This is a genomic window from Flavobacterium sp. SM15 (assembly GCF_022012335.1).
In the GTDB taxonomy this organism is placed as follows: Bacteria; Bacteroidota; Bacteroidia; order Flavobacteriales; family Flavobacteriaceae; genus Flavobacterium.
This window is the reverse complement of sequence record NZ_JAKLTO010000006.1, coordinates 13647-28947: the sequence shown is the minus strand read 5'-3', so window position 1 is coordinate 28947 and position 15301 is coordinate 13647. Positions and strand designations below refer to the sequence as shown.

The 15301-nt window shown below is 34.5% G+C and carries 17 protein-coding genes; 5 read left to right on the top strand and 12 right to left on the bottom strand.

The features are described from left to right. The first annotated feature begins 4 nt into the window (after window positions 1-4). Window positions 5-931, top strand: coding sequence for a bifunctional UDP-sugar hydrolase/5'-nucleotidase (locus LZZ90_RS10960; protein WP_237790741.1), 927 nt, complete (start codon window positions 5-7; stop codon window positions 929-931). On the opposite strand, the gene LZZ90_RS10955 is transcribed toward LZZ90_RS10960, so the two are convergent. From LZZ90_RS10955 to rpsF, 8 genes are all read right to left on the bottom strand, one after another. Then, window positions 902-1603, bottom strand: a complete 702-nt coding sequence (locus LZZ90_RS10955) for a hypothetical protein (RefSeq protein ID WP_237790740.1) — start codon at window positions 1601-1603, stop codon at window positions 902-904. The genes LZZ90_RS10960 and LZZ90_RS10955 overlap by 30 nt on opposite strands. Next, a complete protein-coding gene (locus LZZ90_RS10950) occupies window positions 1600-2277 on the bottom strand; it encodes a lysoplasmalogenase family protein (RefSeq protein WP_237790739.1) in 678 nt (225 codons plus the stop codon). Before LZZ90_RS10950 ends, LZZ90_RS10955 begins: the two co-directional genes overlap by 4 nt. Then, window positions 2270-2977, bottom strand: coding sequence for a hypothetical protein (locus LZZ90_RS10945; RefSeq protein ID WP_237790738.1), 708 nt, complete (start codon window positions 2975-2977; stop codon window positions 2270-2272). Before LZZ90_RS10945 ends, LZZ90_RS10950 begins: the two co-directional genes overlap by 8 nt. Next, a complete protein-coding gene (gene ligA, locus LZZ90_RS10940) occupies window positions 2970-4970 on the bottom strand; it encodes an NAD-dependent DNA ligase LigA (RefSeq protein ID WP_237790737.1) in 2001 nt (666 codons plus the stop codon). The genes LZZ90_RS10945 and ligA overlap by 8 nt, the downstream gene beginning before the upstream one ends. Before the next feature lie 81 nt (window positions 4971-5051). Further along, window positions 5052-5525, bottom strand: coding sequence for a DUF6495 family protein (locus LZZ90_RS10935; RefSeq protein WP_237790736.1), 474 nt, complete (start codon window positions 5523-5525; stop codon window positions 5052-5054). A 94-nt stretch (window positions 5526-5619) separates the two neighbouring features. Then, a complete protein-coding gene (gene rplI / locus LZZ90_RS10930; RefSeq protein ID WP_237790735.1) occupies window positions 5620-6063 on the bottom strand; it encodes a 50S ribosomal protein L9 in 444 nt (147 codons plus the stop codon). 66 nt (window positions 6064-6129) lie between these two features. Further along, complete coding sequence (gene rpsR / locus LZZ90_RS10925; protein ID WP_237790734.1) at window positions 6130-6426, bottom strand: 30S ribosomal protein S18; 297 nt, start codon at window positions 6424-6426, stop codon at window positions 6130-6132. A gap of 5 nt (window positions 6427-6431) precedes the next feature. Further along, window positions 6432-6773 carry a 30S ribosomal protein S6 gene (gene rpsF / locus LZZ90_RS10920; RefSeq protein WP_237790733.1) on the bottom strand — a complete coding sequence of 114 codons (342 nt, stop codon included), beginning with the start codon at window positions 6771-6773 and terminating at the stop codon, window positions 6432-6434. A 170-nt stretch (window positions 6774-6943) separates the two neighbouring features. Here rpsF and LZZ90_RS10915 point away from each other — a divergent pair, with 170 nt between their 5' ends. Beyond that, on the top strand, window positions 6944-7642 hold the full coding sequence (locus tag LZZ90_RS10915; protein WP_237790732.1) for a LytTR family DNA-binding domain-containing protein: 699 nt from the start codon (window positions 6944-6946) through the stop codon (window positions 7640-7642). Here the strand turns inward: LZZ90_RS10915 and priA are convergent. From priA to nadC, 4 genes are all read right to left on the bottom strand, one after another. Next, window positions 7639-10089: a primosomal protein N' gene (gene priA, locus LZZ90_RS10910; RefSeq protein WP_237790731.1), complete on the bottom strand. Its 2451-nt coding sequence runs from the start codon at window positions 10087-10089 to the stop codon at window positions 7639-7641. The two genes, LZZ90_RS10915 and priA, sit on opposite strands and share 4 nt — an antisense overlap. A 90-nt stretch (window positions 10090-10179) precedes the next feature. Then, complete coding sequence (locus LZZ90_RS10905; protein WP_237790730.1) at window positions 10180-10746, bottom strand: chalcone isomerase family protein; 567 nt, start codon at window positions 10744-10746, stop codon at window positions 10180-10182. Window positions 10747-10800: 54 nt separating this feature from the next. Further along, the gene (locus LZZ90_RS10900) at window positions 10801-11757 is read right to left on the bottom strand and encodes a YihY/virulence factor BrkB family protein (RefSeq protein WP_237790729.1); all 957 of its coding nucleotides are present in this window, start codon (window positions 11755-11757) and stop codon (window positions 10801-10803) included. A 91-nt stretch (window positions 11758-11848) separates the two neighbouring features. Beyond that, complete coding sequence (gene nadC, locus LZZ90_RS10895) at window positions 11849-12706, bottom strand: carboxylating nicotinate-nucleotide diphosphorylase (RefSeq protein WP_237790728.1); 858 nt, start codon at window positions 12704-12706, stop codon at window positions 11849-11851. 174 nt (window positions 12707-12880) lie between these two features. Here nadC and LZZ90_RS10890 point away from each other — a divergent pair, with 174 nt between their 5' ends. From LZZ90_RS10890 to LZZ90_RS10880, 3 genes are all read left to right on the top strand, one after another. After that, window positions 12881-13951 carry a tyrosine-type recombinase/integrase gene (locus LZZ90_RS10890; RefSeq protein ID WP_237790727.1) on the top strand — a complete coding sequence of 357 codons (1071 nt, stop codon included), beginning with the start codon at window positions 12881-12883 and terminating at the stop codon, window positions 13949-13951. Between the two features lie 419 nt (window positions 13952-14370). Further along, window positions 14371-14529, top strand: a complete 159-nt coding sequence (locus LZZ90_RS10885; protein WP_237790726.1) for a hypothetical protein — start codon at window positions 14371-14373, stop codon at window positions 14527-14529. 111 nt (window positions 14530-14640) lie between these two features. Next, window positions 14641-15090 (top strand): hypothetical protein, encoded by a 450-nt coding sequence (locus tag LZZ90_RS10880; RefSeq protein WP_237790725.1) that lies wholly within the window; start codon window positions 14641-14643, stop codon window positions 15088-15090. The last annotated feature ends 211 nt before the right edge of the window (window positions 15091-15301 follow it).

Below are 15301 nucleotides of genomic sequence, written 5' to 3'. Positions count from 1 at the left end.
AATTATGAAAAGAAGAGACTTTTTAAAAAATACAGTTGCAAGCTCGGCATTTTTAGGCTTAGGAGGATTGTCTTTGAGCAGTTTTTCAGAAGCTGAAAAAGACGAAGTAAAAAAAATTACGATTTTACATACCAACGACGTTCACAGTCATATTGACCCATTTCCTGCTGATCATCCCAAAAATCCAAACATGGGCGGTGTAGCAAGAAGAGCAGCAATTATTGAAAAAATCCGAAAAGAAGAAAAAAACGTTTTACTGCTCGATGCCGGCGATATTTTTCAAGGAACCCCTTATTTTAATTATTATGGTGGTGAATTGGAATTTAAATTGATGAGCATGTTACAGTACGATTTGGCAACCATGGGAAATCATGATTTCGACAACGGAATTGATGGCTTTTTGGCACAGCTTCCACATGCAAAATTCGATTTCGTATCGGCCAATTACGACTTTAAAAACACAGTTTTGAATGGGATCGTTAAGCCTTATAAAATCCTTCATAAAGACGGAATCAAGATTGGAATTTTCGGACTTGGCGTCGAACTTCAGGGTTTAGTAGATAAAAAACTATACAAAGAAACTGTTTACAACAACCCTGTAGAAATTGCCACAGATATGGCACGAATCTTAAAACAGGAACAAAAATGTGATTTGGTAATTTGTTTATCACATTTGGGTTTTAAATACCCAAACGAACCGGAAAAGATTTGCGATGTGAATCTGGCTAAAAAAACCAAAAACATTGATTTAATTATTGGCGGACATACCCACACTTTCCTTGATAAACCTTCAATTGAAACAAACCTTGACGGACAACAGGTTTTAATCAACCAAGTAGGCTGCTATGGAATCAATTTAGGCCGAATCGATTTTTATTTCGATCACAAAAAACAAGCGCAATCAAACCAAGGCAGAAGCATTATTGTTTAATTTATTCTCTTCGTAAAACAAAAGCGTTTTCAATAAAAAATAATGAGCAAAGGCAAACAATAACATTGCAATTGGTCGAAACAGCTTCATTGAAAGATAGTACAGGTCGATTGAAACCAAAAACTGGATGAAGGTAAACATCAGAATGCTTATCAATAGGCATGTATTGGCTTTATTGGAATCGATAAAATAATTTGCTAAAGAATATGCCCCCAAAAAAGTCATAAAAACTCCGTTTAGAAAAAACATCAGTAAACTTTCATTGACCGTCTCAAGAATCAATTGAAGTACACAACAATAAATAAACGAAAAAGGGATTAACGCTATTAAAAATGAGAATTTATCTGGAAACCGAGTATTGACTAAAATAATAAAAGTGATAATAATCCAAAAAATCAAATAACTTACTGCTCCTTTAAAAATAAAAGGTTCGGTCTGATAAATAAATAAAATATTGGCCAACCAAATAAAAACCAAGGCCATTATATAGCTCCAATTAATTTTCTTTGACCGCAGAAAATAAGAAATACTCAATAAAGGAATTAAAAATGGTTTAGTGAATTTAAGCAGTGTAATGTCTTTTTGATATTCACCGATAATTACCATTAAAGCAACTAGCATGTAAAACAACACAACAATTCCTTTAACAATTTTCTTCTTTTTCATTTTCATAATCTTCCTTTTTTAAGAAGGTAGTACTTGGTTAAATAATAATAAGAAAGGACCTGTATCAAGTTGTTGAAATAATTAAAAAGGTCTATTTCAAAGAAAAAGCGTTTCAGTATAAAAAACACATCTGAAATTACAAACGCCAAACTTGTAATGATCATAAATGTAGTATAACGATTAGCCTTAACAAGGTAATTTAATGCTGAGGCTATTCCAATTAAAACCAAAACCATCCCGTACAAAACTAAAATCCACAGATTATCCTCTTTGGACTCCATGAGCAAATCCATAGAGATTACCAAAAAATACAATAAGAGAAATGTACAAACTAATAACGAAAAAAAATTCGATTTATTAAACTTATTAAAACGAAGCGGCAACAGATTATCCAATAGGCCTTTTAAAAAAAGTAAATAGCCACATAGTGTTATTACTGCTGCAATGATAAAAAAATTCTGAATTTCTAGTAAGGCAAGCATATCTACAGCAAAAAAAAGAGCCATCATAATCATATAAAACCAGTTAATTCTTTTTTTCTCCAGAAGATAATAAAAAAGTATTGAAGGTATAATTACGGGTTTTGCCAATAACAATAATTCATCATTACCCAGAACCACTGCAATCATAAAAACCAGAGCAGCAGTAAAATAAGCTATAAGCGCTGGTTTGCTATTCATATTTTTCTTCAAGATTTAACAATTCGTTTCGATATAAAAAGTATTTCACAATAAAATAAAACGAAAACGCCTGACAAAAAACATTGATAATAATAAAAACCTCCAATTGGGCGTAATAATTATAAAGTACATAAAACAAATCGCAAACAACAAGACACAAAACACTTATCGCCAGAAAAAAACCTGCCTGATTGTTTTTCAAAATATAAAACAATACCGTTTCAATAGCCAATAAAACAAGAATAATTCCATAAACCGCAAGTAACTCATAATTAGCATCTGAAGAAGTAAAAACAAGGGTTAAAGCAGCATAAAGCAAACTCAAAAGAAATGCGATGACCAAACAGATAATCAATATAGTATGACTTGATATTTCAGGATTTTTAAGCCTTAAAATATCTTTTGTGAGATAATAACCGATAATTAAATAGGCCGACAGATTAAGAAGAATTAACGGAATCAGAAGATTTTCGAATTCTACAAGAATGAGCATATCTCCAATAAAAAAGAACCAGATTACCAGTGAAGGAAGCAAACCAACCCTTCCACTACTTTCCTGCCAATAGTAAAAATAGATTGCCGGTGTAATTATAGGTTTAACCAATAAAGTAATAGCAGCATCCCAGTGAAAAGCCACTGAAAAAACATACACCAGACAAGAGGCGAAATACAATATTAAAGCCGGAGTACTTTTACCCATTGACCATTGTTAAAAATTCATCTTCGTTAATTATCGGAATATTCAATTGATTTGCTTTTTCAAGTTTCGATGGCCCCATATTGTCCCCTGCTACAACATAATGCGTTTTGGCAGAGATGGAACTTCCAACTTTCCCACCGTTATCTTCGATTGCCTTTTTTAAATCATCACGGGAAAATTTAGAAAACACACCCGAAACCACAAAGGTTTTACCTGAAAGCTTATCGGAAACAACCGTATCGTTTGAAACAGCCATTTCAAGTTGAATACCATATTTTTTTAATCGTTCAATAATAAGTTTATTTTCCTGATTATCAAAAAATTCAACCACACTTTGAGCTATTTTTTCACCAATTTCATCGACAATAACCAAATCGGTTAATGAAGCATTAGCTATAGCATCTATGGATTTATAATGTTTGGCTAATTTTTTGGCTACAGTTTCTCCTACATAACGAATTCCCAAAGCATACAACACTCTTTCAAATGGTATTTCTTTTGATTTTTCAATTCCGTTGATAAGATTCTCTGCAGATTTTTCCGCCATACGCTCCAAAGGAATTAGCTGATCTTTTTTCAGTTCATACAAATCGGCATAATTATTTACCAATCCGTTATTAAACAGTAAGGCTACCGTTTCACCACCAAGACCTTCAATATCCATGGCTTTACGGGTAATGTAATGTTGTACTTTACCGATTATCTGTGGCGGACATCCATAAAAATTAGGACAATAATGTTGTGCCTCCCCTTCTTTCCTAACCAAATCGGTTTGGCATTCTGGACATTGCGAAATATAAACCGTTTTTTCAGAATCTTGTGGGCGTTTATCAAAATCAACCCCAATAATTTTTGGAATGATTTCCCCTCCTTTTTCCACAAATACTTCATCGTTTATACGAATATCTAGTTTTTCGATCTGATCGGCATTATGCAAAGAAGCACGTTTAACAACGGTTCCCGCTAATTGAACAGGTTCTAGATTCGCTACCGGAGTGATCGCGCCGGTTCGTCCAACCTGATAAGAAATCGAATTCAGGCGGGTAGAAACTTGTTCGGCTTTAAATTTGTAAGCGATTGCCCAACGAGGTGATTTTGCAGTATAACCCAATTCTTCCTGTTGATGTATGTTGTTGATTTTCACCACAACTCCATCGGTTTCAAAAGGCATATCATGACGATGTTTATCCCAATGATTTATAAAATCAAGAACCTCGTCCATATTCTTAGCCAAATGCGATTGCTTCGGAACTTTAAATCCCCATGCTCTGGCTTTTTCCAACCCTTCAAACTGAGTAGTGAATGGCAAATTATTTCCTATTATCGAGTACAATAAGCAATCCAAAGGACGTTTGGCCACTTCGCTACTATCTTGTAATTTTAAGCTTCCTGAAGCTGTATTTCTAGGGTTTGCATAGGGCGTTTCTCCTATTTCGATCAGCTCTTGGTTCATTTTTTCAAAACCGGCCAACGGAAGTATGATTTCCCCTCGAATATCAAATTTTTCCGGATAATCTCCTTTTAATTGAATCGGAACCGCTTTGATTGTTTTGATATTATTGGTCACATCGTCACCCTGAAAACCATCTCCACGGGTAACCGCTCTTTTCAGTTTACCATTTTCATACGAAATACTGATGGAAGCCCCATCGTATTTTAATTCGCAGGTGTATTCCAAAGGAACATCTCCTAAAATCTTCTGAGCACGTTTTTCCCAGTCCAGTAAATCTTCTTTGGAATACGAATTGTCCAGTGAATACATACGAAATTCATGCTGAACAGTTTCAAAGTTTTTAGTGATTGCACCACCTACTCTATGTGTGGGAGAATTTTCATCGTGGTATTGCGGATATTGTTCTTCAAGCTGCTGAAGTTCTTTGAGTTTGATATCAAATTCATAATCGGAAATCGTGGGATTGTCCAAAACATAATAATTGTAATTATGCTGATTCAGTTCGTCTCTCAGGGCTTGTATCTTCTGAAGAATATCCATAAAAAAAAAGAAAAATTGGAAAAATTAATTTACTAACAACTAATTTAACCAATTTATATTAGGTATAACAACTTTATACGGCTATTTCTCCAAAATGTTTTCCATTTGCTGAAACAAATCTCCATCGGTAAAAATGGCACCTTGCTTAACCAGATTAAAAATTTCCAGATTACGATCGTCTGCAAAAACTTTCTGTCCGCGTTGTACTTCTACATTATCCGTAAAAAGATTATCACTTAACCATTGAAGTCCTTCTTTTTTCAATAAATCAACCTCTGAAACCAACGAACGAATGATAATAGTCATCATATGAACTTCAGTGCAATGAAAAAGAAAAATATAATTTTTGGAATAATGCTCTAAGAATTTAGCATTCCCTAAAACACCTTCCCAAATCAAGTCTGAAAAAACATCGATCTCCTGTTCTGCAACTTCTGGGTTATTTGCTTTAATACCATCCCACTCGTCTTTATCGATAGATTGTGAAGCCAGAAAATTTATAAATTCAGGATGAAGTTCCTCAAGTTGTTCTTTTGTAAGTCGTGTATATTTCATAGTCTAAAAGAAACAAACCAAATCTGTTTCATTTTTTAAAGATACAAAAAAGCCTTCCCGATTGAGAAGGCTTTTTATTTATTTTATTTTGAAATTATGCCTGTTCAGCAACAATTTCGTATGGCAATTCTACGATTACATCACGGTGTAAACGAACTGAAGCAGTATATTTACCAGTACGCTTAACGATACCGGAAGTGATGAATTTTTTGTCGATAGACTGACCGTTTTTCTCTAAAATTCCAGCGATGTCAGCATTAGTAACTGATCCGAATAATTTCTCACCACCTGCTTTAGCTGTAATTTTGATATCCAAAGCTTTCAAAGCCTCACCGATTGCTTTTGCATCAGCAACGATTTTAGCTTCTTTGTGTGCTTTTTGTTTCAAGTTTTCAGCTAAAACTTTTTTAGCAGAAGGAGTTGCTAAAATAGCAAAACCTTGAGGGATTAAGAAGTTACGACCGTATCCTGGTTTTACAGTTACCACATCGTCTTTAAATCCTAAATTCTGAACGTCTTGTTTTAAAATAAGTTCCATGTTGTTGTCCTTATATTTTAGAAGTTAGGTTCCATTTGACCGGAAACCAACAACTGTTAATTTTAATTATTTTAATAAATCGGCCACGTATGGCATTAAAGCTAAGTGACGAGCTCTTTTAACAGCTACAGACACTTTTCTTTGGTATTTCAATGAAGTTCCAGTTAAACGACGAGGAAGAATTTTCCCTTGCTCGTTAACGAATTTCAATAAGAAATCAGCATCTTTATAATCGATATATTTGATACCTGATTTTTTGAAACGACAATACTTTTTAGTTTTGTTGGTTTCTATGTTTAAAGGCGTTAGATATCTGATATCTCCGTCTTTTTTTCCTTTTGCAGATTGCTCGATGCTTGACATGATAATTAAGCTTTTTTAGATTTTAATTTTTCTCTTCTTCTCTCAGCCCAAGCTACCGCGTGTTTGTCTAAACTTACAGTTAAGAAACGCATAACTCTTTCGTCACGACGGAACTCAGTTTCGAAAGCAATAAGGATATCTCCTGCTGCTTCGAATTGAAACAAATGGTAAAAACCAGATTTCTTGTGTTGGATTTCGTAAGCCATTTTTTTCAAGCCCCAATCCTCTTTAGCTACCATCTTTGCTCCTCTAGAAGTAAGAAAATCTTCGAATTTGCTTACTGTTTCCTTTACCTGCTGCTCAGATAAAACGGGATTCAAGATGAAAACAGTTTCATAATGATTCATAATAAAAATATTTATTTGTTATAAAATTGGGTGCAAAAATAGAAATTATATTTTAAAGAGCAATACTATTTTCGATATTTTAGACGAAATGCAACATTTTCACATAAATCTTTTGGATATTAAAACAATTTAGTTATTTTTATTTCGATATTAACTCTCACCAAAAGCTTATGAAAATAAATTGTATTGTAGTTGATGATAGTAGCATCCAAAGATTGACCATTACTAAATTAGTAAATGACAACCCAAATCTGGAGCTCGTAGGCGAATTTTCAAATGCTGTGGAAGCCAAAAACTGTATCACCAATAAAAATGTTGATCTGGTTTTTTTAGACATTGAAATGCCCGTAATTAATGGTTTCGACCTTTTGGACGGCTTAAAAGTAAAACCTCAGGTAATTTTCATTACCTCCAAGGCGGAGTATGCTGTAAAAGCATTTGATTATGCTGCGACGGATTACCTTCACAAACCCATAACACGCGAACGATTCAATCAGGCCGTTAAAAAAGCCATGAGTATGATATCGCTCAGCAAAGAAAATGGTGGTGAAGAAGAAAGCCCACATATCTTTATCAAGAGTAACCTTAAAAAACTTAAAATCTACATTTCCCGAATCAAATGGATTGAAGCTTACGGCGATTATGTAAAAGTAATTACCGAAGAAGACAACCACCTGGTTTTATCCACAATGAAATCGTTCGAGAATGAATTACCGAAAGAGAAATTCATTCGCGTACATAAATCATTCATCGTAAATATAGACAAGATTGAGAAGTTCAACAGCAAGTTTGCAGAAATCGGCCCGAACAAAATACCTTTAAGCCGAAACAAAAAAGAAGACTTGGTAAAAGCAATTGAAAGCGCTTAATAATTATCGACGTTTATCGTAACTTTTATAGCTCTGTATTGAGCTACTGCCTCAAAACTATTCAGTACCCTCTGGATAGTTTTTTTTGTATTCCCCAAATGGTTCTGGTTCGGGATTTTAATAAGTATCGTACGGATGTATTCATTACGAATTCTACTAATCGCCGGTTCTTCCGGACCTAAAACAGGGATTTGCAATTGTTCAGCCAAAACATTATACACCCACAACGATCCTTCTTTAAGCTTATCGAAATCACGGTGCTTTAAAGTAAGTTTTACTAAACGGTAAAAAGGCGGATATTTAAAATTGTGGCGGTCATAAATCTGCTCCTTAAACATCCCAACATAATCATTATTAGTCACTTGCTGAATAACATTATGATAAGGATTATAAGTCTGAATCATCACTTTACCACGTTTTTCGCTACGTCCTGCCCTACCGGCGACCTGCATCATCATTTGATAAGCCCTTTCATGCGAACGAAAATCAGGTTGGTTAAGCATATTGTCTGCATTCATTACACCGACTAATGTAACATTATCAAAATGAAGTCCTTTGGCCAACATTTGTGTTCCCACAAGAATATCGATTTCCTGATTTTTAAACGCATCAATTATCTTCTCATATCCATACTTTCCACGAGTCGTGTCCTGATCCATTCGACCAGTAACTTTCTCCGGAAAAATTGATTTGAGCTCCAATTCAATCTGTTCCGTACCAAAACCTTTTGTAGATAAATCAACTGATTGACAAGCGTGACAATGGGTAGGATTTGCAATCGAATAGCCGCAATAATGACAACGCAGCTGATTCTTAAATTTATAATAAGTCAAACTCACATCGCAATTAGGACATTGCGGCACATGACCACAAGTAATACATTCCACAAAAGGCGAATACCCACGACGGTTCTGAAATAAAATAACCTGCTCCCCTTTGGATAACGATTCCGTCATAGATTCCAGAAGTTCATCGCTAAAATGACCGGTCATCTTTTTTCGCTTGTACTTATCCTTTAAATCCACCAGATAAATTTCAGGCAAAACAACATTCCCGTAACGCTCGAAAAGTTCAATTAAACCGTATTTATTTTGATTAACATTATGGTAGGTCTCCAAACTTGGCGTGGCCGAACCCAACAAAACTTTTGCTTTATGCTGAGAAGCCAAAACAATCGCCGCATCCCTTGCATGATAACGTGGCGCCGGATCAAATTGTTTAAATGTTTGCTCGTGTTCTTCATCGATAACAATCAGGCCTAAATTTGAAAACGGAAGAAATAAAGCCGAACGCGCTCCAATAACAATCTTTGCTTTATCAGAATTCTGTAAAACCTGATTCCAGACCTCAATACGTTCGTTGTTGGAATATTTTGAATGAAACACCGCAACCTGATTCCCGAAATAAGCCGTCAGCCTTGTAACCAATTGGGTAGTAAGCGCAATTTCAGGCAACAAATACAAAACCTGTTTACCTCTATTAAGGTATTCTTCTATAAGTTTAATGTAGATTTCCGTTTTACCCGAAGCCGTAACGCCGTGAAACAGAGAAACCGAATACGAATCAAAACTAGTCTTAACCTCATCAAAAGCTTGCTGTTGCGCAGTGCTTAATTCAAAACCGGAATTCTCATTTTTCTCAAAAGAAACCCGATCTTCCGCTAAATGATATTCCTCTAAAATTCCTTTATCAATAAGCGATTTTATTACCGCCGAAGTACTTCCCGAACTTTCAATAAGCTTCTTAACCGAAACCGGCTTTTTTTCCCTTGCCTGCAACTGAAAATAATGCAATACCAATTCACGTTGCTTTTGTGCACGGGATAAAAGTTCCATCAATTCAGAAAGCTGCGCCTGATTATGAAATTCTTCCTGCAAACGGATATAACGTGTTAATTTCGGTTTGTATTTTTCCGAAACCTCTTGCTGTAAAACCAAAAAATTCTTGGCCAACATCGCATTCAAAACCGGAAATACATTTTTCTTTCCTAGTATCGAAATTATATCATCAACTTTCAAGGAGGATTGCTGTTGCAAAGCCTGATGAATCAAAAACTCACTGTCCGACAATTCCTTCGCATCAATATCATTTTCTTTAGATGCCGAAATAATCGTCTCACTTTCCAACAAAAATCCCGAAGGCAAAGCACTTCTGAAAACCTCGCCTATGGAACACATATAATATAATGCAATCCATTTCCAGTGCTCAATCTGCAATTCATTAACAACAGGCTTTTCATCTAAAATCTGATGAATTTCTTTTGCCTGATAAAGTGTTGGTGCATTTTGATGCAGATCAATAACCAACCCTGTATAGATTTTGTTTTTCCCGAACGGAACCGCAACCCGCATCCCTTTTTGGACGTAGTGATATTCCGCCTCCGATACCAAATAAGTAAAGGTTTTGGGCAAAGCAAGCGGTAAAACAACTTCTATAAAATGCAACATGAATTTATTTTGAACTACAAATATAAGCTACTAAAACAAAAAAACACTTCGCTATGGAAGTGCTTTCTATTTAATTTATTTTCTGTAAAATTATTTACCTAACATAGCTGTTTTTAAACCTTTATCTGCAGGCTTGTTAGACAACCAAATTCCGAATAATGCTTTTTTGAAATCAGCACCGTCAATAACACCTTTTTCTTTTCCGTTTTTAGAAACCACAACACCTTTACCCGGAACGTTTACCATTTCAAAAACATCACCTTTTTTGATTTCTTCTTTAAAAAACGATTTGAACTGAGCGATCTTAGCTTTAATTGGCGCTGTATTACCACTGGTTGAGTTTTCAAAACCTTCGTTTACCGCATGAATCATTTTCTCACTGGTAATCATTCCTGAAATTATGGTCAATTTAATTGCAGCTGCATCACCACTACTCATGATTTCCGCCGCATTAGAACTCTTTTTTGGTAAATATAAAGCACCTACATATAAATCAATCCACATTTTTTCACGGATACCAGCTCCGTTAAGTACCAGATTCTGTCCTTCAAGGGTTACTTTCTGAGCCAATTTAACTCCACCAACTTCTGTTTGCGCAGTCATCGAAAATAAACCAGCAAATGCTACAAATAATAATGTTAAGAACTGTTTTTTCATAATAGTAGTTTTTATTTTGTTAAATATATAAATTTTTTCTTCCGAAAATCGTAATTATTTATCTTTTTGATCGTGTGAAACCTCAATTTTTCGTTTGTCGTGCATTCTTTTATGCTTGTTGATAATCGCATTAAGTTCGAAACCTAAAAGTAAAATCATACAGTTAATCCAGATGTAAAACATTAATACAAGAAGTGTACCAATTGATCCGTAAAGTTCATTATATCGTGCAAACTTTGTAACATAAATACCAAATACATAAGAAGTTACAATAACCAAAACCGTGGTCAACATGGCTCCGGCATTGAAAAAAGGAATTTGTTTGGTTTCCCTTGTTCCGTATTTAAAAAGGAACGATGTAGAGACAAAAAGCATCAGTAAGATGAACAAATACCGCGCCCATTCAATTAACAAAACATCGTTAAGTTCCAGTGTGTCAGAAAGTTTCTGTATAAAAACCTCAGAAACAACTATGGCTGAAATCGTTAAAATCAATAAAAATGAAAAAATCAAAGACAATCCAATGGCCACAGCATACTGTCTAAAATAACCTCGCTTAATGGTTACATGATATGAAGATTCAAAACCACCCAAAACAGCATTTAATCCGTTAGACATCAAAAAGATAGACAATAAAAAACCGAACGAAAGCAAACTTTGATAGGAATTGTTCATAATATCTTTCAGGATTGATTCTACCGCGCCATAAGTATTAGGCGGAACACTGTCGGAAACAAACTGAAGGAAATCTTCCTGAAAACCCTGCAAAGGAATGTACGGAATCAAATTCAGAATAAACAGCGCAAAAGGAAACAACGCCATAAAGAAACTAAAAGCAATCGCCCCTGCCCTATAGGAAAAAGCCCCTTTAGCAATTCCAATCCCGTAAAGTTCCATAATTTCATAAAGGGAAACTCCTTCCAAACCAGGTACTTTTACAGTTTTCCCAAAAGCCATCAGCTTATTCAGTACAGGGATTTTTTCTATTTGATCTTCTATTTCTTTGGACATAGTTTTTTTATTGTTAGGGATAAGTTACAAGTGATGAGGGCAAATCTAATTCCGTATTCAAAAACTATCCATTTCCCTTTTCTCTTCTTACCTAAATCGCCTTCAAACTCAAATCCATATTGTAAATGGAATGGGTTAATGCCCCAGAAGATACAAAATCCACGCCACATTCTGCATAATGACGAACAGTTTTTTCATTTATCCCACCTGAAGATTCCGTAAGGCACTTCCCGGCAATCATTTCAACTGCTTTTCGGGTATCATCAAAATTGAAATTGTCCAATAAAATTCTATAAACTCCTTCATTCTGGAGAATTTCTGCAACTTCATCTAAATTTCTTGCTTCCACAATAATCTTTAAATCTAGGTTATGGTCTTTAAGATATTGATTCGTTTTCTCAATGGCTTTGGAAATTCCTCCGGCAAAATCATTGTGATTATCTTTAAGCATAATCATATCATACAATGCAAAACGATGATTCTCCCCACCGGCTATCTTTACGGCCCATTTTTCAAGCGCACGAATGCCGGGAGTTGTCTTTCTGGTATCAAGAATTTTGGTCTTGGTTCCTTCCAGTAATTCAACAAAAACCTTAGTTTTAGTAGCAATAGCACTCATACGCTGCATGGCATTAAGTACCAAACGTTCGGCTTTTAAAATCGATTGAGAACTGCCCGAAACATGAAAAGCAACATCTCCATACTTAACCAAAGCCCCATCGTTTATGAATACTTCCATCTGCAAATTAGGGTCTACGTACTGAAAAACCATACGTGCAAATTCTACTCCGGCAAGCGTACCTTCATCTTTAACCAAAAGTTTTGCTTTTCCTGTAGCCGAAGCCGGAATACACGCCAGTGAACTGTGATCGCCATCCCCAACATCTTCACGAATGGCATTTTTAATAATAATCTGAAGTTCTTCCTGAAACTGTTGCTCTGAAATCATAATCGTACTATTTAATGGCTAAAATAACACATATTTCGGAAAAGAAAACAATAGTTGTAATGTTTTGAGCTTGTTTGAAAATAGTAAGGTTTCTAACTAAAAAAGCGCAAAACAAAAGCCAGATTATAAATTTATAGTATTTTTCCTTATTTTTGTTTTAAACTATTCGCCTTTATGAACGATTTAACGCCTTTTACATTTAAATTTGGAATCCTTAATAATCTAAAAGTCATCTACATCCATTTCCCATGGAACAAAGATCATGTATTGCAGATAAAGCAACTTCCGGGTTCGCGATGGAATTCAAAACATTCCGCTTGGTACGTTCCTGATAATGAAGATTACCGAAAAATATTTAACTTACCGCAAGAGTACAATGTTGGTATAAATGTATTATCGAGAATTTCTGTCGAAAATCAAAATGAAGTTCAACGTTTAATCAATCAATTAAAGCTTAAAGGATACAGTACCAACACCTTACGCTGTTATGTTAATGAGTTTGCCCAGTATCTTTATTACTTAAAAGAAATTCCTGCTAATCAATGTGATGAAAACGAAATACGCAATTATCTTCTTTTTTGCATAAATGATTTACGCCTAAAAGAAAATACCCTTCACAGTCGTATAAATGCCATTAAATTTTACTACGAAAAAGTTTTACATCAGACAAAAATTTTCCTTGAAGTACCTAGACCGAAAAAACAAATAAGGCTGCCCAAAGCGCTGAATATGTATGAAGTGAAACGTATTTTGGATGTTACCGAAAATTTAAAACACAACACCATGCTAAAACTTTGCTATGGAATGGGATTAAGGTTAAGTGAGGTTTTAAATCTCAAAGTAGCCGATATCGACAGTAAATCTATGAGGGTTCATATTCAACGTGGAAAAGGAAAAAAAGACCGTTATGTAAATTTACCTGAAAGTGTTTTGGAACAACTTAGAGCCTATTACAAAGAATATAAACCAAAAGAATACTTATTTGAAGGTCTTTTTGGAGGTCAATACAGCAGCCGAAGCATACAACAGGTATTCAAAAAATCTCTTGAGAAAGCCCGAATCAATAAAAAAGTTGGGATTCACAGTTTGCGCCACAGTTTTGCAACTCATTTATTAGAAAATGGAACTGATATACGGTTCATTCAAGAACTTCTGGGTCATAATGACATAAAAACTACATTTGTTTACACCCATGTTTCAGACAAATCGGTCCGCAAAATCATTAGTCCTTTAGACAATCTATAATTAAATTCCTTACTTTTGAAAAAAAACCAAGCTCAATATATATTTACTCATATACCTATAATTGCAATTCTTTATTTCAAATATATTTTAAAAACCACTGATTATCAGCTGATTAAAAAATTGTTATTGTTTGATTTGAGTGCGTATATATAGGAGTTAGCCGTAATTGGTGCGCCCTCCGAAGTTTTGTGTTTATGAATCCCCTAATTTTATTGTGGAAAAATATTAAGATGCTATCCGCAAGTCTTGCGATTGACATCGGTGGAAAGTTTACTTTCCAAACGCATGGCTGCGTTAAAGACTTGACGAAGTTAGTAAAAAAAATCGTACAAGTCAAATATCCAGTATATCTTTAATTGATTTATTATTGGAACCAAAAAATTAGCGGAAGCCTAAATCGAACTAATCATATCAAACATATGATCAATTCAATTTATGTTCATAAAGAAGTAGATTACGTAAAATTCAATTTTGGAGGAGGCCTTCCAACTCCGTTATTGAAAAAAACTTTGAGAATAACTAAATCAATAACTACGGCTAACAGGGGTTTGGTGCAATACCCTTTTTATCGTTTGTAGTGGTCAGTACTAATTGAAAAAATTAGTACTTTAGCAGAGTAAGGGAAAAAGGGTACTGCACCAAGCCCCATCCCGTTAGCAGCAATTGCATTTCAACGATAACGAATAATCATGCAAAAAATCAAAACCTTTTTCTACATATTATTTTTTTTGAGCCTAAAAATCTATTCTCAAGTTGAATACAAATTTGATAATAGCTCAGAGTTTCCAATCTATAATGAGAAAAATCCTGGCATGAACTATTTAAAACAATCAAAAGCTACTGAAAAAGAAAAAAGTATATTGTTTTTCGGAGGATTTAGCGAAATTGATTCTGTAAAAGTATCCAATAAAGAAAAAATATTATTCAATAAGAATTTATGGTATTCTCCACAAACTGGATTATCAGGCGTTATCATTTTTGATAATAATAACAATTTAAAAATTGAATTTTTTAAAGAAACTAAAGTTAAAATCAACTTACAAAGTGGTGACTTAAAAAAATATAAACACGTGTATATAACCAAAAAAGACGAGAAATATATTGTTGAGTTCTCAAATAGACTTAAATTCTTCGGGTAAAAAGAGCAACAACTGCTAACAGCGGTTTCATGAAATGGCGAAGCCAGTTCATAATGCAATGATCCGGAATCAAAAAGCCTTTTACACTTTTCAATTTTTCCTTCAAACCTTTTCGGTATATTTGTAAACATCAGTAATAAAATTTCCGCCACTTCATGAAGCCGGCGGGACGTTAGCGGCAATGACCGTTGCGTGAAGAAAGAGACTCAAA

Coding starts and splice junctions, on each gene's coding strand:
- LZZ90_RS10960 (WP_237790741.1), top strand. CDS start 5: ATGAAAAGAAGAGACTTTTTAAAAAATACAGTTGCAAGCTCGGCATTT.
- LZZ90_RS10955 (WP_237790740.1), bottom strand. CDS start 1,603: ATGAAAATGAAAAAGAAGAAAATTGTTAAAGGAATTGTTGTGTTGTTT.
- LZZ90_RS10950 (WP_237790739.1), bottom strand. CDS start 2,277: ATGAATAGCAAACCAGCGCTTATAGCTTATTTTACTGCTGCTCTGGTT.
- LZZ90_RS10945 (WP_237790738.1), bottom strand. CDS start 2,977: ATGGGTAAAAGTACTCCGGCTTTAATATTGTATTTCGCCTCTTGTCTG.
- ligA (WP_237790737.1), bottom strand. CDS start 4,970: ATGGATATTCTTCAGAAGATACAAGCCCTGAGAGACGAACTGAATCAG.
- LZZ90_RS10935 (WP_237790736.1), bottom strand. CDS start 5,525: ATGAAATATACACGACTTACAAAAGAACAACTTGAGGAACTTCATCCT.
- rplI (WP_237790735.1), bottom strand. CDS start 6,063: ATGGAACTTATTTTAAAACAAGACGTTCAGAATTTAGGATTTAAAGAC.
- rpsR (WP_237790734.1), bottom strand. CDS start 6,426: ATGTCAAGCATCGAGCAATCTGCAAAAGGAAAAAAAGACGGAGATATC.
- rpsF (WP_237790733.1), bottom strand. CDS start 6,773: ATGAATCATTATGAAACTGTTTTCATCTTGAATCCCGTTTTATCTGAG.
- LZZ90_RS10915 (WP_237790732.1), top strand. CDS start 6,944: ATGAAAATAAATTGTATTGTAGTTGATGATAGTAGCATCCAAAGATTG.
- priA (WP_237790731.1), bottom strand. CDS start 10,089: ATGTTGCATTTTATAGAAGTTGTTTTACCGCTTGCTTTGCCCAAAACC.
- LZZ90_RS10905 (WP_237790730.1), bottom strand. CDS start 10,746: ATGAAAAAACAGTTCTTAACATTATTATTTGTAGCATTTGCTGGTTTA.
- LZZ90_RS10900 (WP_237790729.1), bottom strand. CDS start 11,757: ATGTCCAAAGAAATAGAAGATCAAATAGAAAAAATCCCTGTACTGAAT.
- nadC (WP_237790728.1), bottom strand. CDS start 12,706: ATGATTTCAGAGCAACAGTTTCAGGAAGAACTTCAGATTATTATTAAA.
- LZZ90_RS10890 (WP_237790727.1), top strand. CDS start 12,881: ATGAACGATTTAACGCCTTTTACATTTAAATTTGGAATCCTTAATAAT.
- LZZ90_RS10885 (WP_237790726.1), top strand. CDS start 14,371: ATGATCAATTCAATTTATGTTCATAAAGAAGTAGATTACGTAAAATTC.
- LZZ90_RS10880 (WP_237790725.1), top strand. CDS start 14,641: ATGCAAAAAATCAAAACCTTTTTCTACATATTATTTTTTTTGAGCCTA.